Source organism: Brevibacterium pigmentatum (assembly GCF_011617465.1).
GTDB classification, from domain to species: domain Bacteria; phylum Actinomycetota; class Actinomycetes; order Actinomycetales; family Brevibacteriaceae; genus Brevibacterium; species Brevibacterium pigmentatum.
Genome location: NZ_CP050153.1, coordinates 678,142 through 698,294, shown reverse-complemented (window position 1 = coordinate 698,294; position 20,153 = coordinate 678,142). Strand labels below are relative to the sequence as shown.

The window sequence follows — 20,153 nt, the reverse complement described above, 5'->3', positions numbered from 1 at the left end:
CTCTGCGCGCCGCAGAGCGCAGACCAGGCAAGCCGCGGGGCACCGACACACAGTCGGTGCCCCGCGGCTTCGTCGTTCCTGGTGTCCCCCGGCGCTCTCCTACCGACGCTCTCCCACCGACGCTCGAGTCACCTGCGCCTCACGTGCGAATATCGCAGAGTGAGACGCTGATTCAGCATCACTGACAACCGGCATTGCAGTTTCCCTCTATCAATTCGCAAAGTGGCAACGGATTCAGTGGAATCGCGATGGAAGTTCCGCTAAGGTGGCTTCACAGTGATCTACAACACACAGAGGCGGACTCTGCGATCCACCTCTGCCACGACAATGCAGTCGGGAGGCAGCATATGGACCTCGACATCCTCGACGTCGCAATCTTCGACGGTGAGGCTCTGCGTCCCGAGGATCGTGTGAGCATCCGTGACGGGATCATCACCGAGATCGGCACCGGCCCCGCAGCTGTTCCCGCAGAACGCACGATCACCGCCGAAGGCAGACTGCTCACGCCCGGATTCGTCGATGCCCATGTGCACACGACCTTCGGCGGCCAGGAGGCACTGGCCTGCGATATCAGCGCCGCCGGAACGCTCAACGAGGCGCTGCAGACGATTCGGAACTATGTCGCAGACACTGCTTCGACGACCGACCCCGCGAATGACTGGGTCATCGGCGGCGGCTGGTCGATGTCCCACTTCCCCGGAGGCGACCCGAGCGCCGACATCCTCGACGAGGCCTGCCCCGACAGGCCCGCGATCCTGCTCAGCGCCGACCACCACTCCGCGTGGGTGAACACGAAGGCGATGGCCGCGGCCGGTCTCGACGAGACGTCCACGGCACCCGCCGGCGGCGTCATCGTCACCGACTCGACCGGCCGTCCCACCGGGTGCCTGCACGAATCGGCCATCGACCTCGTCTCCGCCCACGTTCCCGCAGCCGCCGATGAGGAGGTCCTCGCCGGGCTGCGCGAAGGGCAGCGCTACCTCAACTCCCTCGGCGTGACCGCATGGATGGACGCCATCGTCGGCGACTACGGCGGCCACCGCGATCCCTATGGCACCTACATCGGGGCAGCGGAATCGGGTGATCTCCATTCCGAGGTCGTCGGCAGTCTGTGGTGGCCGCGCGGAGTCGAGGACATCGACGCCGAGGTGGCCCGACTGACCGATCTCGCCCGCACCGACGGCCGCTTCCGCGCCACCTCGGTGAAGTTCATGCTCGACGGGATCGTCGAGTCCCGGACCGCGGCCATGACCAACGAATACACCTGCACCTGCGGCGGCTTCGGAACGAGCTACTTCACGAAGGACCACCTCGAGGCCTCGTTCGCCGCCCTCGATGCGGCCGGCTTCGACATCCACTGCCATGCGATCGGCGATGCCGCGGTCAAGGCCGCCCTCGACGCCTTCGCAGCCATCCGGGGCCCCGGCACAACAGGCTCCGGCACGGCCGGCACAGGCGAACGGCGCCACCACATCGCCCACGTGCAGGTCGTCGATCCCGCCGATGTGCCGCGCTTCGCCGAACTCGGCATCACCGCGAACCTGCAGGCGCTGTGGGCCTGCCACGACGAGCAGATGATCGACCTCAACCTGCCGTTCCTCGGTGCCGGGCGCAGCGGCTGGCTCTACCCCTTCGGGTCTCTCAATCGCACCGGCGCCCATCTGGCGATGGGCTCGGACTGGCCGGTATCGACGGCGAACCCATGGGAGGCGATCCATGTCGCACTCAACCGCTCGCACCCGGCCGCCGCGGACACCGCTCCCCTGCTGCCTCACGAGGCGATCGACCTGACGACGGCACTGCGTGCCTACACCGCAGGCTCGGCCCACCTGCTGCGCTCGGCCGACAACGGCCGCATCCGACCGGGGCAGCCCGCGAACCTCGCCCTGGCCAGCGCGAACCCCTTCACACTGCCGCCAGCCGACATCGCCGGAATCACGAACGAACTGACGATCTGCGACGGACGCATCGTCCACGACGAAAGGCCATCATGACCAGCACAGCCACCTCGGCGCCCTCTGCGAAGACCGGGCTCGACCACCTCGAGATCCAGGGCGTGCAGAAGGTCTTCGGCGACAACACCGCCATCGAACGCCTCGACCTCAGCGTCCGCAAGGGCGAGTTCCTGTCCCTGCTCGGTCCCTCCGGCTGCGGAAAGACCACCCTGCTGCGGATGATCGCCGGCTTCGAGACCCCCACCGACGGGGCGATCCTGCTCTCCGGCAAGGACATCGTGTCCCTGCCGCCGCACCGCCGCCCCGTCAACACGGTGTTCCAGTCGTACCTGCTGTTCCCGCATATGAACATCGCCGACAACATCGCCTACGGACTCAAACAGGCGAAGGTCCCGAAGCCGGAGATCGCGCAGCGGGTCAGAGAGGCCCTGGCGCTGGTCCAGATGGAGGATTTCGCCGGACGCAAACCCGAACAGCTCTCCGGCGGCCAGCAGCAGCGCATCGCACTGGCACGAGCACTGGTCAATCGACCGCAGGTCCTCCTCCTCGATGAGCCGATGTCGGCGCTCGACCGGAAGCTGCGTGAGGAGATGCAGCTCGAACTCAAACGCCTGCACACGAAGCTCGACACGACCTTCGTCTTCGTCACCCACGATCAGGATGAGGCGCTGGCGATGAGCGATCGCATCGTCGTCATGTACGACGGCGTCATCCAGCAGATCGGGAGCGGCGAGGACATCTACGCGAACCCGCACAACGGCTTCGTCGCGGGCTTCATCGGCAAGCAGAACTTCATCTCCGCCGAGGTGGCGTCCACCGACTCGACGTCCGCGACCCTGCGCACGGCCAACGCCCTGCTCACCGCCCCGACGCTGACACTCAAACCCTCCACCGCTGCCGGCGAGTCCCGCGATCTCGCGGTCGGCGACCGGGTGCGCGCAGCCATCCGCCCGGAGCGGATGCACGTCGCCCCGGCAGGTGAGAACTCCGGTGAGGCGAACACGGCCCGTGGTTCCGTGATCTCGTACTCGTTCTTGGGCGATGTCATCCAGTACATGATCGTCGTCGGTGACAACGATGAGATCCTTGCCCGCGTCCCCGCCGCAGGGCGGGAGCCGATCAGCGCCGGCACCGAGGTGGAGCTGAGCTGGGATGCCGACGCCGTCGCCGTGTACGACCACGAACCCACCGCGGTTGCCGCGGCCGTCGAGGGCGGTGCCTGAGATGGGGCAGACGAGACCCGATGTGACATTCCTGGCGCCGCGGGCCGCCTCGGCGAGGTTGAGTCGGCGAGCGCTGATGGCCGGGTTCGGAGTTGTCGGCCTCGGTGCGCTGAGTGCCTGCGGGAAGACCACGAAGATGGCCGCGTCGCCGCCGACCGACGGACAGCTGGAATCGAAGCTCAACCTCTACTCCTGGGGCGACTACGACAATCCCGAACTCCTCGAGGCGTTCAAATCCCAGCACGACATCCTCGTCCAGGTCGACGCCTACGGGTCGAACGAGGAGCTCGTGGCGAAGCTCTCGACCTCCCGCGGGACCTCCGGCTATGACGTGGTCGTGCCGACGGGATCGAACATTCCGCAGATGCTCGAACATGATCTGCTGCAGGAACTCGACCTCAGCCTGATCCCGAACTTCAAGCATATGGATCCGAACTTCACACATCAGTACTTCGACCCCGACAACACGTACTCGATCTGCAAGGCGTGGGGCACCACCGGGTTCGTCTACAACACGAAGAAGATCGACAAGGAGCTCACCAGCTGGCAGGACTTCCTCGACACCGCGAAGAAGGAGGCGGCCGGAACGACCGCTCTGCTCGAGGACCCGTGGGAGGTCTCGGCGATCGCCCTGTCCGCGCGGGGCTACAGCCTCAACACTCAGGACGAAGGCGAGCTGGACGAAGCACGGAAGATCATCGTCGACCAGCTGGCCCCGAATGTGAAGGCCTACGTCGGCAATGCCGCCACGAGCATGATCCAGGGCAGCTTCACCCTCCTGCACGCCTTCAACGGCGACGCCCGACAGGGTCTGACCGAGGTCAAGGATCCGGAGAACTGGAAGTTCGTCTTCCCGACCCCCTCGGCGAATCTGTGGATGGACTGCTGGGCGATCGCCACCGGCGCCCCGCACCCCGATTCGGCGCACGCCTTCATCAATCAGATGATCTCCCCGGACACCGCGGTCGACCAGCTCGACTACATCGGCTACCCGATCGGGACGAAGGGGCTGGCCGAGCAGGCGAAGAAGGCCGATCTCGACCAACAGGACCTCATCTTCCCGGCGCAGAAGGTCCTCGACCGCCTCGAACCGAGCAAGCAGACTCCGGCCGATCAGATCCGGACGAAGATCCTCACCGACGCCCAGGCCAGGAGCGGAGCATGAGCACTCAGACACCACCGAAACAGCCTCGTACGAAGAAGCCGGCGACGAAGTTCTTCGGCCCTGCGGCCATGTCGTTTCCGACGTGGGCCTATGCGCTGTTCTTCTTCATCATCCCGTTGGCGCTCATCGTCTTCTACAGCTTCGGGTACAAACCCGACCAGTTCACGGCCATCGCCACCGACCGACTGTCCTTCGGCCGGTACCCGGAAGCGATGAGCGCAAGCTTCGTCTCGACGTTCTTCGCGACGCTGCGCATCTCGCTGCTCGGCACCCTGCTGTGCCTGATCATCGCCCTGCCGTTCGCCTACTGGCTGGCGATCAAGGTCGCACCCGCCCGCAGGTCCCTGGCTCTGGCCCTGGTGATGGTGCCGTTCTGGACGAACTTCCTCGTCCGCACCCTCGGGTGGCAGATCATGCTCTCCCCCGACGGATTCCTGTCGAACTGGATGCAGGGACTCGGGCTGCTCGACGGGCCGCTCGACATCCTCTACACACGGACAGCGGTGCAGATCGGCGTCGTCTACAACTATCTGCCCCTGATGATCCTGCCGCTGTTCGTCGCCATCGACGCCTCGGGCAAGAAGCTGCGCGAAGCCAGCTACGACCTCGGCGCGGGGAAGGTGAAGACGTTCCTGCGCGTGACGCTGCCGATGGCGATGCCGGGAGTCGTCTCCGGCTGCCTGCTCGTGTTCATCCCGCTCAACGGCGACTACGTCACGGCGACCGTCCTCGGCGGGGCCAGCGGGTCTATGGTCGGTCAGCTCATCGCCAATCAGTTCAACACCGCACAGAACTGGGCGGTCGGGGCGGCCATGGCGATGATCCTCATCATCTCGACCTTGGTCGTCGTCGGGGTCGGCTTCGCACTGCTCAAACTCGGGCAGGCGATCACGGCCAAGCTCAACAGTGTTCCGCTGCACGACGGGAGGGCCTGAGGTGCCGAAGAAGAACACGTTCGCACGTCGGACACCGACCGATATCGCTCTGCACGTCTGGGGCATCCTCGTCTTCGTCTACCTGTTCGTGCCGATCGCGGTGATCATCGCCTATTCGTTCAACAACGGCAAGGTGCTCGCGAACTTCCGCGGCTTCGGTCTGCACGCCTACATCAGCGGCATCAACAACGACATCATCGTCTCCTCGATCGTCACGAGCCTGCAGGCCGCCGTGGGCACAGCCATCGTCTCCACGATCTTCGGCACCCTCGGCGGAGTCGCACTGGCCAGGGCACCGAGGGGCGCCTGGTGGGCGCTCGGACTGACCGCGATCCTCGGACTGACCCTGGTCACGCCCGAGATCGTCGACGGCATCTCATTCCTGCCGTGGTTCGTCACCGTCGGTGTCGACTGGGGCATCACCCCGCTCAACAACGGCCTGGTCAGGCTCATCATCTCGCATGCGATGTTCTCCATGGCGATCGTGACGTTCATCGTCAGGGCCCGGCTCGCCGGCATGGACACCCAGCTCGAGGATGCCGCCGCGGACCTCGGCGCGACACCGTGGAACCGGTTCAAGGACATCACTCTGCCGATCGCAGCCCCCGGCATCCTCGCCGGTGCGCTGATGTCGTTCACCGTCAGCCTCGACAACACGATCCTCTCGAGCTTCGTCCAACAGCCGGGCTACACTCCGTGGCCGGTCTACATCTTCTCCGCCGTCCGCGTGGCCCTGCGCCCCGAGGTCGCGGCGATGTCGACGGTGATGTTCGTGCTCACCCTCTTAGCGCTCGGCTTCGTCGGGTTCGTCCTGCGAAAGGCCGGCGGCAACGCCACCGAGATCATCAAGACCATGGCCGCCTGAGGCATCCCATCACCGAGGCGGGTCCGAGGTTCGCCCGCACCGGCGCCGAGGCGGCACGCCGTTCCGCACCACCCCGCACCTGCAGCCTCGCAGAGTGCCCACCGACCGCACCGTAAAGAAAGTGAAGTGACATGGACGTCAATGCCGCATTGGCCGACGCCTCGACCATCCCGTACTGGCTGGACTCCGAGCTCCGTCCGGAGCCGCTGCCGCCGCTGACCGACGACCGTGAGGCCGACCTCCTCGTCGTGGGAGGCGGGTTCACGGGACTGTGGACTGCGTTGCAGGCCAAGGAGCGGGATCCGGATCGTCGTGTCGTGCTCGTCGAGGCGAACACGATCGGGTGGGCCGCCTCGGGGCGCAATGGCGGATTCTGCGCAGCCAGCCTCACTCACGGCTATGACAACGGGGAAGCGCACCTGCCGGAGGAGAACGATCGGCTCGCGCAGTTGGGTCGGGAGAACCTCGATGCCATCGAAGCCGCTGTCGCGAAGTACGGGATGGATGTCGAGTTCGAGCGCACCGGCGAGCTCGACGTCGCCACCGAGGACTACCAGGTCGCCGAGCTGCGGGAGGCCCATGATCCGGATTCCGGTTTCGTCTTCCTCGACCAGCAGAAGCTCGCGGGGATCGTGAAGTCGCCGACGTACAAGGGTGCGCTCTGGGATTCTCGCGAGGTCGCTCTGGTCCATCCGGCGAAGCTGTGCTGGGAGCTGCTGCGGGTCATCCGCGAACTCGGAGTCGAGGTCTATGAGGGCACGAAGGTCACCGATGTCAGCGATGCGAAGACGACCGTACGGGTGCAGACCCGCGTGATCGCGGAGACGATCGAGGACTGTGCGTCCGCCCCGTGCAGCACGATCACGGCGAAGCGGGTCGCGTTGGCGACGAACGTGTTCCCGTCGCTGCTGAGACGGGTGAGTCTGCATACCGTCCCCGTCTACGACTACGCGCTGATGACCGAGCCGCTGAGCGACGAGCAGATGGCAGCGATCGGGTGGGAGGGCCGCCAGGGCATCGGCGACTGCGCGAATCGCTTCCACTACTACCGGCTGACCGCGGACAACCGGATCCTCTTCGGCGGCTGGGATGCCGTCTACCACTTCGGGCGGCAGGTGTCGTGGAAGTACGATCAGCGGCCCGAGACCTTCGAAACCCTCGCCGAACATTTCTTCGCCACGTTCCCGCAGCTGGCCGGACTGAAGTTCACCCACAAATGGGGCGGGCCGATCGACACCTGCTCGCGTTTCTTCTCGTTCTTCACCTCCGCTTATGGGCGGAAGGTCGCCATGGCTGCCGGCTTCACCGGTCTCGGAGTGGGAGCTTCGCGGTTCGCCGGGACGGTCATGCTCGATCTGCTCTCCGGTGAGGACACCGAGCTGACCGAGCTCGAGATGGTGCGGAAGCTGCCGTTGCCGTTCCCGCCCGAGCCCGTGGCGTGGCTGGGCATCAAGATGACGACGAATGCGCTCATCAAGGCCGATGAGAACGAGGGCCGGCGCGGGCCTCTGCTCAAGGTCCTCGATGCGGTGGGCATGGGCTTCGACTCCTGAGAGCTCGGACGTTCGCCACGGTCACGTGTGCCGCCGCCTCCTGGCCGGTTCTCTCCCGTTGCGTCGGACGGCTCCCTGCCCCGTCCGGCGACCGGACCGCGGGCGGGGAATCCGGCCGTGGTTGGTAGACTCTGGGTGAGCGCGGGAGGAACTCCCGAACACTTTCACAAAGGAGCAGTACACGCATGGCACGTGTCGTCGTTGAGGTGATGCCCAAACCCGAGATCCTTGACCCCCAGGGCAAGGCGATCTCCGGCGGACTGACCCGTCTGGGGTTCACCGGGTTCGGTGAGGTTCGTCAGGGCAAGAGGTTCGAACTCGAGGTCGAAGGCGAAGCCACCGAGGAGGTCCTCGCCCAGGCGCGCGAAGCCGCGGAGAAGCTTCTGTCGAACCCCGTGATCGAAAACGTTGTGGCAGTCCGCGTGGCCGAGGACGCATCGTGACCACTGTCGCTGCTGATCCCACCACCGAGGCGACGCCCGAGTCCGGTATCTCCGTCGGAGTCGTCACGTTCCCCGGGACGCTGGATGACCGCGACGCCGCTCGTGCCGTTCGTCTGGCCGGGGCGAACCCGGTGAACCTGTGGCACGCGGATTCGACCCTGTCCGGAGTCGACGCCGTCATCCTGCCGGGCGGGTTCTCCTATGGTGACTACCTGCGCTGCGGTGCGATCGCCGGATTCGCTCCGATCATGGAGTCCGTCGTCGCTGCCGCGGACGCCGGTATGCCGGTGCTCGGCATCTGCAACGGCTTCCAGATCCTCTGCGAATCCCGTCTGCTGCCCGGTGCGCTCATCCGCAACGATCACCAGCATTTCATCTGCCGTGACCAGGACCTGGTCGTGGAGAACGCGAACACCGCGTGGACGAGCGACTACGAGCAGGGTCAGACGATCCGCATTCCGCTGAAGAACGGTGAGGGCGGCTTCGTCGCCACCGACGAGGTGCTCGACGAACTCGAGTCCACCGGACGCGTGGTCTTCCGCTACCAGGGCTTCAACCCGAACGGATCTCTGCGCGACATCGCCGGAATCACGAATGAAGCAGGTAACGTCGTCGGTCTCATGCCGCACCCCGAACACGCCGTCGAGGCCGGTTTCGGCCCTGAGTCCGGCGGCGGAATCGACGGTCAGGGGTTCTTCTCCTCGGCCGTGCGCACTCTCGTCGCCCAGGGCTGATTCGACCGGCTGTCCCGGAGACACAGACAGACGAAAGACGCCAGATCCCGACCCCAAGCCACGATGCTGGGTTTCGGGATCTGGCGTCGCCTGTATCTCCTCGGCGGTTGGAGTGATCACGGACGACTATTCGTCGATGTACACCCTCAGTGGTGCCGAGTCCTCGAGGTCGCCGCATTCTGCAGTGATGACGTACTTGCCCCACAGGTCCTTGCTTGAATCCGCTATGTACCGGACCGATGCAGACTCATCTTTTCCGGCGAGTTGGCTCTTTTCCCAAACCTTCGTCTGACCATCCGTGTTCTTCTTGAACACGCGGAACACGACCTCATCTTCGGCCGAGCAGTTGACCAGTGTGAGATTGACTCCGTCTCCGCTGAGCCGTGTGTCGTTCGTCTCCGACTCCGGGTGCACCAACAGAGTGCCATCGTCGTATTCACCTCGATCGCCCTCCGTGATGAGGTTGACGCTGGTGTTCATCTCCCTCACTCTTTCGCCGTCGCGTTCAACATAGACCGTGAAGGGGATGTCCGTTGCGACGTCCGGTTCCTCGGCGACCACTGCCGATCCGTCGAAAGGCCCGTCCTTCTTCACCACGGACTTCTTGTCGTTGAGGCTCGTTGTGACGAGGTCCCCGGCTTTGAGCCCATCGACGGTGTATTCGATGCCCTTGCCGTGCGCGACCTCATACAGCGTCATCGTCGCGTACCTCAGCGCCAGATCTTCATCGTGAGATTTGGGGTCCTCCTCCGCGCCTTCCTCCTCTGCTGCCGCAGATTCGCTTGACTGATTTTCGCCGGATGGTGCTGGGCCCGAAGGCGCACCGCCGAGACTCGAAGCGACCGCTGGGCCGGCTGCGAGCCCCGAGATGCCGAGGGCAACGGTTGCGGCGAGTGCGAGCTTCTTCATTGTGATCGTCCTACTTTCGTCCTTGCCCGTGCTGTTCTGAGAACGCTTCCGGGTTGGTCTGCCGTATTCGGTTGTGGTGCGACCCTAGGCAGGAAGAAACGATTCTGTGGAGTTCTGATCATTGTGGTCATGACAACTTCGAAACAGCGTTCCGCACTCCTTCGCAACGCCAACGTGACCTGCTGATTCGAACGGTGATCTCCCGTTCAGCGTCGAGGTCCGCAAGCAGCGGCTCTCTCGCCGAGGCAGCACCGTCGTTCCAGGTCAGCAGGACCATCCTGACGAGACTGCGCTGAAATAGAAGGACTCGACGACGCTGCTCGAAGAACTGGACTCACACTTCGCGATCAGACTGCGATCAGACTGCGATCACGTCGATATCACTCGGTCGAATTCGACAGGCCAGATTGTTACCGACGAATTCGGTGACTTCCGCGGTCGATCCCCTGCTCCAGCGTTGGGCAGCAGGGGATCGACCGCGGTTGCAGTGACCGGGACGCGTTTCAGTCTTCGGCCCAGTCGAGTCCGACAGCGGTCTCGAGAGTGCTGTTCGCAGCACGCAGCGGGACAGCCCAGGTCTTATCGCCGACGATTCCGTCGGCGTCGACCTCGCCCCACTTCTGGAACCCCTTGACGGACTTCTCAGTGTCGGCTCCGAATTCTCCATCGGCTTCGCCGGGTGACGGCCAGTCGCCACTGTCCGCTCCGGCAGCGAGCACCCCCTGCAGATCGCGGACGACGTCTTCCTTCGCACCGGACTTCAGCAGAGGCATCGGTCCGCCGTTCGGCAGGGCCTCCCAGGTCTCGTTGCCGACGATGCCATCGACCGTCAGTCCGGCGCTCTCTTGAAATCGTTTGACGCCGGCTTCAGTGTCGGGCCCGAAGTCACCATCGACATCGACGCTGAGATCGGGTGTCCGCCGAAGCGCCCTCTGGGCCCGCAGGACCGCAGTGCCCTTGTCGCCTTGTTTGATTTCGGGCTGTCCTGGATTGGACATGTCTCTGCTCCTCTTTCCTTGGGAATCATGGAAGCTACCTTGCCTCCACGACGACCAAGCTAAGTCCGTTGTTTCTGCACCGGCAAGGCTGGGACGAGCCTCACCGGGAGTGCACGCGAACTGGCTCAGCGCTGCCCCGGAAGACAGCACGGATCGGCCCCGGTTCCTCGAAGTCGAGGAACCGGGGCCGATCACTTCCGCCAGGACCGCTTCTCGTCGCCGGGCCGGGTGGAGTCACCAACCCGACGGGGTCGCCGGTCGCTGTCAGCTCTTGTTCTTGCGGCGGGCCAAGCCGATGGCTGTTCCACCGCCGAGGATGAGCAGTGCGCCCGCAGCCAGACCGGTGAGTTCAGCACCGGTGCGAGGCATCGACGAGCCGCCTCCGGAACCGCCGGCGTCACCGGAGTCGCCTCCGTCCCCGCCACCGGGCTCACCGCCGGTGACGACGAATTCGCCCGATCTGCTGACGTCCATGCAATCGGCGAACACCTTATAGCTGCCAACATAGTATCCGGGGTCGTCGCCGAGACCATAGACCTGGATGCCGGCTGCACCATCCTCATCAGCCGTTGCCGTCTGCTCGTAGAGCTTCTCGGACTTGTCCCCGGAATACACCTCGAAATGGACATCGGCGTCCGCTGCACAATCGGTGAGCGTCAACTGCACGCCCTTGTCGCGGTCGATGAAGTCCTCCCCCGAGATCGTCTCAGGGCTGATCGAGAGCTTCGGGTCGACGACGCTGCCGTCATCGGTCACCGAGAACGTGGTCTCTGCACTTTTGTCACCACAGGAGGCCACGACGATGAAATCACCGACCCATCCCGTGCCGCCGTCACCGTCGGGGAGGAACTGGACGGATCCGGCCGCATCTTCACCGGCTTCCTGAGTCTCGTCCCAGATCACCGTGTCGGGGTCCTTCGCGGAGCTCACTTGGAACTTCACCTCGGAATCGACGTGGCAGTTGACGAGAGTGATGTTGACTCCGTTCTCGAGGAAGTCAGCCAGCTTCTGGCTCTGTGGAGTGACGCTGAGTTCCGCATCGGTTCCGTCGTCATTCTCAGTGACCGAATACGTCGTCTCCGCGCTCGTGTCACCGCACTCCGCGCTGACCACGAAGTCACCGATCCATCCATCGCCACCGGTGCCGGGCATGAAGGACGTGGAGACCGAACCGTCATCGCCGGCGGTCTTCGTCTCTTCCCAGATATTCGTATCCTCGCCCTTGCCGACGATGGTGACTGTCACCTCTTCGCCCGGTTCGCAGTTGCTCACGGCGATGTCGACGCCGTTGTCGAGGTACGAATCGATCCCCTGGCTCTGCGGATCGACACTGACGGACGCATCCGCATCGTCCTGATTTTCGGTGATCTCCACGCTGCCGGTGAATGTCTTCGACTCCTGACCGTCGCGGGCGACGGTCACGGTGACATCGAGGACATCGCCGACCTTGATCTCGGTATTGCCGCGGAGCTCTCCGTTGAACGTACCGTCGCTGTCCACGGTGATGGAACCGTTTTCGCCGGGGCCAGCGGTCACGGTGTCTCCTGCTTTGAGGCCGGTGATCGTGTAGGGGATCGCTTCTGCCGCCTCGTCGACCGGCATCGTCGACTGGTCGAGGGAGAACGAAGCATCGATCGGAGCTGAGTCCTCGGTCGGTTCGTCCGTACTTTCATCCGGATCGGCTGCGTTCTCGTCGCCTCCCGGATCGGTCGATTCCTCCCCGTCTCCGGGCTCGGTGGGTGTACCGTCGTCTCCCGGATCCGCGTCGTCACCGGGGCCTGTGGGCGGGTCTTCCGTTCCCGGGGTTTCTGCGTCACCGTTTCCTGCCGCCTGCACGACTGTCGCGTCGGCTGCTGAGTTGACGTCGGCCAGCGCCGGGCTCACTCCTCCGATGGAGAGAGCCAGGGCGAATGTTGCCGCCATTGCCAACCGTTTCATGATGGTCCTTCCAGAGTTCTGGCCGGTTGCCGTTTTCAGTTGTGGCTAGGACCATACGCAGGCAATAGGGCGCGCACGACTTTAGTTCATTTAGGTCATGACAGAAGTGATAGAGGCGTTTTGCCGAATGTTTATCACTTCGCAATACTCTTCGCGCACCCCAATTCCGGCACCCCTCTCGGTCGCTCCAACTGCTGAGCTCTCACCTGCACAACCACCTCGATTCAGGCCCCGGGGTCCGAGCGGCAGAGCGGTCAGAGAAACGTCACAGTTGGGTCGTATTCGGCATTTTCGGCCGAGAAAACGTTATGCCGGATTCTCGTTCGCCACCTGATTTCTGGAGTGAATGCGTTACAGGGTCCCCGAGCTCGAACTCAGGGACCCTGCGACAGAACGGAACAGTCAGACCTGCCGAGAGGGACCGTCCTCTTCGGGTGTCTCAGCGCTTTCGCCTTCGGCGTTCGGACTGTCGGGACTGTCACTACCGGAAAAGGCAGTCTCGTCGACCGCCGGACCAGTCTCGGCATCGGTCTCGGCAAGCACCTCGGCAGTGAACTGCTCCTCGGCGTCCTCCCCGCGGAACTGCGACATGTACAGCCGGAAGTAGGCGCCTTCTGCCGCAAGCAGCTGCTCGTGATTGCCGTGTTCGACGATCGCGCCGTCCTCCATCACGAGGATGGTGTGAGCGTCCCGGATCGTCGACAGCCGGTGGGCGATGACGAACGACGTCCGATCGGTCCGCAGTGCTGCCATCGCCTGCTGCACGAGCACCTCGGTGCGGGTGTCGACCGAGGAGGTCGCCTCATCGAGGATGAGCAGCGAAGGATCGGCGAGGAAGGCTCGGGCGATCGTGATGAGCTGTCGCTCACCGGCCGAGACGCTGCCGCCGTCGGAATCGATGACGGTGTCATAGCCGTCGGGCAGCTGACGCACGAACCGGTCGACCATCGTCGCCTTGGCGGCCGCGACGACTTCCTCATCGGTGGCACCCAGCCGACCGTAGCGGATGTTGTCGGCGATCGTGCCCTCGAACAGCCAGGCGTCCTGGAGCACCATGCCGACATGCGAGCGGAGGTCGGCACGGCTGAGGTCGCGGGCGTCGATGCCGTCGAGGAAGATGGTTCCGCCCGTGATCTCGTAGAAGCGCATCACGAGGTTGACCAGGGTGGTCTTGCCCGCGCCGGTCGGACCGACGATCGCCACCGTATGTCCTGGTTCGGCGGTGAAGGACACCTTCTCGATGAGGGGCGTCTCCGGAGCATAGCGGAAGCTCACCTCGGAGAATTCGACCTTCCCCGGGGTGCGCGGGGGCAGCTCCTCCTGCACCTCGTCGGGATCCTCTTCCTCGGCGTCGAGCAGCTCGAAGGTCCGCTCCGCCGAGGCAACACCGGACTGGAGCATATTCGCAACACCGGCCATCTCGGAGATCGGCTGCGAGAACTCACGTGAGTACTGGATGAACGCGGTCGCATCGCCGAGCGTCATCTGCCCCGTCGCCACCTTGAGGCCGCCGGCGACGGCGATGAGGACGTAGCTGAGATAGGACACGAACTGCATCGAGGGCATGATCATGCCGGAGACGAACTGTGCTCCCGCCGACGCCTTGTACAGGGATTCGTTGCGACGGTCGAACTCCTCGAGCATGACCTCGTCACGGCCGAAGGCTCTGACGATGTCGAGGCCGGAGAACGATTCTTCGACGTGCCCGTTGACCTCACCGGTGTGCTTCCACTGCGCCTTGAACAGCTTCTGCGACCGGGTTCCGATGGCGCCGGCGATGATCGCCGACAGCGGCAGAGCGATGAGAGCCAGCAGCGCGAGCTGCCAGGACACGATGAACATCATCACGCCGATGCCGATGATCGTCAGCGCCGACTGCACGAGCTGGGAGAACGCCTGCTGCAGGGCCTGTTGGATGTTGTCGACGTCGTTGGTCACTCGCGACATCACGTCGCCGCGCTGCCGGGTGTCGAAGTATCGCAGCGACAGACGGTTGATCTTGCGTTCGATGTCCTCACGCAGTAGGTAGACGACGCGCATGACCAGGGCGTTGAGGATGTAACCCTGCGCCCACATGAGCATCGAGGCCACGAGGTACATGAGCAGGACGGCGATGATGATCTGACCGAGCGCCGTGAAGTCGATTCCCTGCCCGGGCACCACCTCGGCGGTGGCGAGCATGTCGGCGAAGTCGTCACGGCCTTCGGCGCGCGCCCCGGCGATGATGTCGTCGATGTTCGCGCCCGCGGGCAGCTGCGCACCGATGATTCCGGAGTAGACGACGTCCATCGCCTTGCCGAGGACCTTGGGAGCGATCACGGTGAGGACGACGGAGCCGACGACGAGGGCGACGACGACGATCATGCCCTTCTTCTCGCTGGCCATCAGCCCGAACAGGCGTTTGACCGAGGGCCAGAAGTGCTTGGCCTTGCGCGGAGGTGTGCCTCCGCTCATCTCCAGCTCTTCGCCGCTGGGGATGTATTCGTCTTCCGCTGCCACCACGGTCTCGGTCGAGGTGTCGTTGGCCATGTCAGTTCACCTCTTCCGTGGTCAGCTGGGATTCGATGATCTCGCGGTAGGTCGGGTTCGCCTCGGCGAGTTCCTCGTGGGTGCCGCGGCCGACGATCTTCCCGGCCTCGAGCACGATGATCTGATCGGCGTCCCGGATCGTCGACACGCGTTGGGCGACGACGATGACGGTGGCATCCCCCGTCGATTCGTCGAGGGCCGCCCGCAGCCGTGCGTCGGTGGCGACGTCGAGAGCGGAGAACGAATCGTCGAAGACATAGATCTGCGGCTTCACCGTCAGGGCTCTGGCGATGCAGAGGCGCTGACGCTGCCCACCGGAGTAGTTCGTGCCTCCCTGGGCGACGCGTTCCTCGAGTTGGCTGTCCTTCTCGGTCACGAAGTCGTCGGCCTGAGCGATGCGCAGCGCCTCCCACAGCTCGTCATCTGTGGCGTCCTCGTTGCCGAAGCGCAGGTTCGAGGCGATCGTGCCGGAGAACAGGTACGGCTTCTGCGGCACCAGACCGATGAGCTGGGCCAGCTGGTGGCGGTTGAACTCGGTGACGGGGTTTCCGTCGATGAGGATCTCGCCTTCCTGCGGGTCGATGAGTCTGGGGATGAGGTTGACGATCGTCGACTTGCCGGAACCCGTCGATCCGATGATCGCGGTGGTCGTTCCGGGCTGGGCAGTGAAGTTGAGCCCTTCGATGACAGGCACCTCGGCGCCGGGGTATCCGAAGGTGACCTTGCGGAATTCGAGCTCCCCGCGGCTGGGCATCTCCATGACGCCGGCCGGGATGTTCATCGTGCTGCGGGTGTCGAGGACCTCTGCGATACGTTCGGCGCAGACGACGGCGCGCGGAATCATCATCATCATGAAGACGCCCATCATCACGGCCACGAGGATCTGCAGCAGGTACTGCAGGAACGCGGTCAGCGACCCCACTTCCATCTGTCCGGCGTCGACGCGGTGACCGCCGAACCACAGGACGGCCGCAGTCGCGAGGTGGAGGATCATCATGATGGCGGGGAACATGAGCACGAACAGGTTGCCGACCTTGACCGAGGTTTCGGTCAGAGCACGGTTGGCATCGGCATAGCGGTCGGTTTCGAACGGTTCGCGGACGAAGGCGCGGATCACGCGGATGCCGGTGATCTGCTCGCGCAGAACACCGTTGATGTCGTCGACCTGGTCCTGCATGCGACGGAACAGCGGCATAAGGAGGCAGACGAGGATGGCGACGACGATGAAGAGAACCGGCACGGAGACCCACACCAGCCAAGACAGCCCTGCGTCTTCCCGCAGGGCCATGATGATGCCACCGATGCACATGATCGGGGTCGAGACCATGAAGTTCAGGGTCATGAGCACCAGCATCTGCACCTGTTGGACGTCGTTGGTGTTGCGGGTGATGAGGGTGGCGGATCCGAACTTTCCGACTTCGAGCATCGACAGGTCGTCGACCTGCCGGTAGATGGCTCGGCGGAGGTCGCGGCCGACGCCCATTCCCGTGCGGGCGCCGAAGTAGATCGCGGTGATCGCGGTGATGACCTGCACGAGGCAGACGAGCAGCATCGTCATGCCCGTCGACCAGATGAAATCGGTGTCTCCCTTGGCCACACCTTCGTCGATGATCCGAGCGTTGAGGCTGGGCAGGTACAGCGCTGCGATGGTCGAAGCCAGCTGCAGGATGACGACCAGAATGATGAACGGCCAATAGTTTTTGGCGTATTTCAGGGACAGGCGGAGTAATGCCACGTTGAACGTCCTGAGTGAAGAGTGGCTGACATTGGAGTCGTGAGAGTTGCGAAGCGCAACAGGCAATCTTACATGGATTCTCCGCTCAGAGATAGACGATCGGGCGGCAGATCGTGCCTTCAAACTCAGACCTCTACTTCACCATGAGGCACTGACACGGGCCTCGCACCGCGTGCCTCCTCGATTCTCGGGCGCTCCCGCATACGCTTGAAACCATGAGCTCAACTCTGCAGGACCTGGTCAATCGCGCCGTCTTCTATTCGACGGAGGTGCAGACGCATTTCGGTGCGCTCATCGCCGACGCGGAGTGGGAAGTCGACTTCAGCTCCGACCCGCATCTGACGTTCACACCAGCTGACGGTGCCGTCCTGCGCACCCGACCGCATCTGCTCGGTTCGGAGTCCGACCGGGAGAAGACGTGGCTGTGGGGCTGGGAGAACGTCAATGACTTCCCGGATGCCATCGTCGGACTCTCCCACGAGGTGCGCAAGTTCGGTGCCGCTGAGGAGGTCAGCGAGCTCACGACCCCTGAGCTCTCCCTCGACGAGGAGCTCGCTCTGCGTCTGACTCTGGCGGCTAAAGAGGCCACGCACAAGTGGGCCCACTACCCTGCCGCGGCCGGCGCCGGCACAACGGTCTGGTTGCTCGTCGATGCTGCCGAGATCGCGCTACCCGCCCCGCAGGTCAAGGTCTCGGTGCGTGCACTCATGCAGGGGCTGACGCAGACGACGGTGACCGATCACCGAGCGGCGATCGAGTCGTACGTCGCCAAGCGAGGCATTCCGACGGCAGAATTGCCGGAGGGCGGCCTGCGGATGCTGTTCGCCGACGGGTCCGCAGATCTGTCCTTCGACGATCAGCGTCGCATCTCCAACTGCGACCTCAATGCGCCGCTCGAGGGCGAAGCCGCCGAGCAGTTCGCTGCCGCCGCGGAGTCCACAGGTACCCCCGCCGAGGCGGCCACCGCCTCCCGTACGTCTGGTTCGGCTTCCGCCCCTGCCGCGGAGGAAACTGCCGCACCTGCTGTGCCGACGCCTTCGGCCCCCGCGCCGACTCCGACCGACGAACCGTCCCGGACAGAACCTCAGCCGGTCGAAGAACCCGCAGCAGAGGCGATCCCGGTTGCCGAGCCCAAGCCAGACGAACCTGCGGCAGAGGCTGCAGACGCTTCACACGAGCAGAAACAGCCGGAAAACGAGCAGCCGCGCGCTGACGAATCAGTTCAGCCCGCTGAAGCAGCGACTCCGGCCGAGGAAGAGCCTGCCGAGGAGGCCAAGCCTAAGAAGAAGGGGCTGTTCTCGAAGCTGTTCGGTCGCTGACGCGCCGCTGAGCCGCCTGGCCCGTACCGAACGTTTGGGGCCCCGCCTGCTGGCGGGGCCCCAAACGATTCATCGGCATTCAACGGTTCAGGGGGGGGACTGGTGCAGAGAGAGGTGACAATCGGGGTGTCACGCTGCGACTGCAGGTGACTCAATAATTGTTTCGTACTCAACAGGTGTCAAACGACCCAACCGAGCTTGCCGCCGACGTCGGTGATACGTCCGCTCAATCCACGTCACGATCGCGAGCCTCAACTGCTCTCGGCTCGCCCACCGGCGACGGTCGAGGACATTCCTCTGCAACAGAGCGAAGAAGCTCTCCATAGCCGCATTATCGCCAGCCGCGCCGACGCGGCCCATTGACCCGACGATGCCGTGGCGGGCCAATGCGCGGGTGAATTTCTTCGACCGGAATTGGCTGCCGCGATCGCTATGGACCACGCATCCGGCCACGTCACCACCGCGACGGGCCACAGCCATCTCGAGGGCATCAACGGCCAAGCGCGCCTTCATTCGGGCCCCGATGGAGTAGCCGACGATCCGCGAGGAGTAGATATCCTTGATCGCGCACATGTACAGCTTGCCCTCATCGGTGCGATGCTCAGTGATATCGGTTAGCCACAGCTGATTCGGTCCATCGGCCCGGAACTCGTGGCGGGTGCGCCCATCGGCGTCGGTAACGACACACAAGTCGTCGTGAACAGGTGGGCCGGGCTTCTTCCCATTCTTGGCCCGGGCCTTGCCGAAGACCGAGAACCAGGCGTTATCCGAGCACAGCCGCCATGCGGTGCGTACCGCCATGGGCTCGCCGGCGATCTCAGCTTCGTCGGCAAGATACCGGTACCCGAACTCGGGGTCGTCTCGGTGGGCGTCGAAGAGGGCGTTGGCCCGATACGCCTCATTCACCTCGGCTTCGGGGACAGGGGCCGCCAGCCATCGGTAGTAGGGCTGGCGGGAGAGCTTGAGAACCCGGCACGACACCGCCACGGGGATCCCGTCGGCGGCGAGCTCTCTCACGAGCGGGTAGAGCCTTTTGACGGCAGATTCGCCTGCGACAGGTAGGCGGCAGCCCTGCGCAGGACCTCGTTCTCCTGTTCGAGCAGACGGGTTCGACGTCGCAGCTCGCGCAGCTCGGCGGACTCGTCCGTGGTGTTTCCGGGCTTGTTGCCGGCATCGATGTCTGCTTGGCGGAGCCATTTCGCGATGGTGCCTTCGTGGACGCCGAAGTCCTTGGCGATCTGGGCGATCGTGGTCTTCTCGTCGCGGTTCAAGGCGACGCGGACGACGTCGTCGCGGAACTCTTTCGGATAGGGCTGTGGCATGGTGTCAATCCTTCCAGGCTTGCCTGTGAACAAGCCAGATCAGATGTCCCCAAACCCTGCATCAGTCCCGGGCGTCTCAGGGCCCACCGTTCTCCCTGTTTGCTACGTGGCGGGGGCGCAGCAACCCCGCGCCAGGTAGCAACACCCCCGCCAGGTAGCAATAACCGGTGAATACAGTGATGGCCCCGCCCAACCCAACAGGATCGAACGAGGCCATCACCCCAAAAAAATATTGCGGCAGTCACTTACTCTCCCACAACCACCAAGTTGCAGTACCATCAGCGCGAATGGGCTTAGCTACCGGGATCGGAACGGTTAACCGGGCGTTTCCCCACCACTATCACCACCGCAAAACCAACAAACCACCACACCCAAACAACGTTTGGGTGGTAATGGTCCAAGAACCGCACAGCGAACGCGAACACCAAACATGCAACATGCCCACCCCATCAGGGCGAACAATCAAGCCATCACTAAAAACCTAGCCAGCGAGCAAAACACTTTCTCGCACACACCAACCCCATGAAAAG

General features: G+C 64.1%; 15 protein-coding genes and 1 rRNA gene. 9 read left to right on the top strand and 7 right to left on the bottom strand.

Going from position 1 to position 20,153, the window contains the following annotated elements; all coding sequences use genetic code 11:
• Positions 1-347: 347 nt before the first annotated feature.
• The 8 genes from GUY30_RS03000 to purQ all read left to right on the top strand — a co-directional run bounded on the left by GUY30_RS03000 (position 348) and on the right by purQ (position 8,873).
• Positions 348-1,994, top strand: a complete 1,647-nt coding sequence (locus GUY30_RS03000) for an amidohydrolase (protein ID WP_167193972.1) — start codon at positions 348-350, stop codon at positions 1,992-1,994.
• On the top strand, positions 1,991-3,178 hold the full coding sequence (locus GUY30_RS02995; RefSeq protein ID WP_167193970.1) for an ABC transporter ATP-binding protein: 1,188 nt from the start codon (positions 1,991-1,993) through the stop codon (positions 3,176-3,178). The genes GUY30_RS03000 and GUY30_RS02995 overlap by 4 nt, the downstream gene beginning before the upstream one ends.
• 22 nt (positions 3,179-3,200) lie before the next feature.
• Positions 3,201-4,343, top strand: coding sequence for a polyamine ABC transporter substrate-binding protein (locus GUY30_RS02990; RefSeq protein WP_228281651.1), 1,143 nt, complete (start codon positions 3,201-3,203; stop codon positions 4,341-4,343).
• Positions 4,340-5,278, top strand: a complete 939-nt coding sequence (locus GUY30_RS02985) for an ABC transporter permease (protein ID WP_167193966.1) — start codon at positions 4,340-4,342, stop codon at positions 5,276-5,278. Before GUY30_RS02990 ends, GUY30_RS02985 begins: the two co-directional genes overlap by 4 nt.
• Position 5,279: 1 nt before the next feature.
• A complete protein-coding gene (locus GUY30_RS02980) occupies positions 5,280-6,143 on the top strand; it encodes an ABC transporter permease (RefSeq protein WP_167193964.1) in 864 nt (287 codons plus the stop codon).
• 131 nt (positions 6,144-6,274) lie between these two features.
• Positions 6,275-7,696 carry an NAD(P)/FAD-dependent oxidoreductase gene (locus tag GUY30_RS02975; RefSeq protein WP_167193962.1) on the top strand — a complete coding sequence of 474 codons (1,422 nt, stop codon included), beginning with the start codon at positions 6,275-6,277 and terminating at the stop codon, positions 7,694-7,696.
• 185 nt (positions 7,697-7,881) lie between these two features.
• Entirely contained in the window at positions 7,882-8,139 is a 258-nt protein-coding gene (purS, locus tag GUY30_RS02970; protein ID WP_039208104.1) for a phosphoribosylformylglycinamidine synthase subunit PurS, read from the top strand.
• Positions 8,136-8,873, top strand: coding sequence for a phosphoribosylformylglycinamidine synthase subunit PurQ (purQ, locus tag GUY30_RS02965; RefSeq protein WP_167193960.1), 738 nt, complete (start codon positions 8,136-8,138; stop codon positions 8,871-8,873). The genes purS and purQ overlap by 4 nt, the downstream gene beginning before the upstream one ends.
• Before the next feature lie 126 nt (positions 8,874-8,999).
• Here purQ and GUY30_RS02960 read toward each other — a convergent pair whose 3' ends face one another.
• The 5 genes from GUY30_RS02960 to GUY30_RS02940 form a co-directional block, all read right to left on the bottom strand.
• A complete protein-coding gene (locus GUY30_RS02960; protein WP_167193958.1) occupies positions 9,000-9,782 on the bottom strand; it encodes a hypothetical protein in 783 nt (260 codons plus the stop codon).
• A 503-nt stretch (positions 9,783-10,285) separates the two neighbouring features.
• On the bottom strand, positions 10,286-10,780 hold the full coding sequence (locus GUY30_RS02955) for a peptidoglycan-binding domain-containing protein (RefSeq protein WP_167193956.1): 495 nt from the start codon (positions 10,778-10,780) through the stop codon (positions 10,286-10,288).
• A 264-nt stretch (positions 10,781-11,044) separates the two neighbouring features.
• Positions 11,045-12,718 (bottom strand): LPXTG cell wall anchor domain-containing protein, encoded by a 1,674-nt coding sequence (locus GUY30_RS02950; protein ID WP_167193954.1) that lies wholly within the window; start codon positions 12,716-12,718, stop codon positions 11,045-11,047.
• Positions 12,719-13,120: 402 nt separating this feature from the next.
• Positions 13,121-15,247: an ABC transporter ATP-binding protein gene (locus GUY30_RS02945; RefSeq protein WP_407645295.1), complete on the bottom strand. Its 2,127-nt coding sequence runs from the start codon at positions 15,245-15,247 to the stop codon at positions 13,121-13,123.
• 1 nt (position 15,248) lies between these two features.
• On the bottom strand, positions 15,249-16,982 hold the full coding sequence (locus GUY30_RS02940; protein WP_167193953.1) for an ABC transporter ATP-binding protein: 1,734 nt from the start codon (positions 16,980-16,982) through the stop codon (positions 15,249-15,251).
• 215 nt (positions 16,983-17,197) lie between these two features.
• Here GUY30_RS02940 and GUY30_RS02935 point away from each other — a divergent pair, with 215 nt between their 5' ends.
• Positions 17,198-18,301, top strand: a complete 1,104-nt coding sequence (locus GUY30_RS02935) for a DUF6882 domain-containing protein (protein WP_167193951.1) — start codon at positions 17,198-17,200, stop codon at positions 18,299-18,301.
• A gap of 129 nt (positions 18,302-18,430) precedes the next feature.
• On the opposite strand, the gene GUY30_RS02930 is transcribed toward GUY30_RS02935, so the two are convergent.
• Positions 18,431-19,623 (bottom strand): IS3 family transposase gene (locus GUY30_RS02930; protein WP_228281248.1). Its coding sequence is split into 2 segments (ribosomal slippage): positions 18,431-19,336 and positions 19,339-19,623, totalling 1,191 coding nucleotides; the frame shifts between segments, so codons are not numbered across the junction.
• Between the two features lie 232 nt (positions 19,624-19,855).
• Positions 19,856-19,974: ribosomal RNA gene (gene rrf / locus GUY30_RS02925) — 5S ribosomal RNA — on the bottom strand.
• Positions 19,975-20,153: the final 179 nt, after the last annotated feature.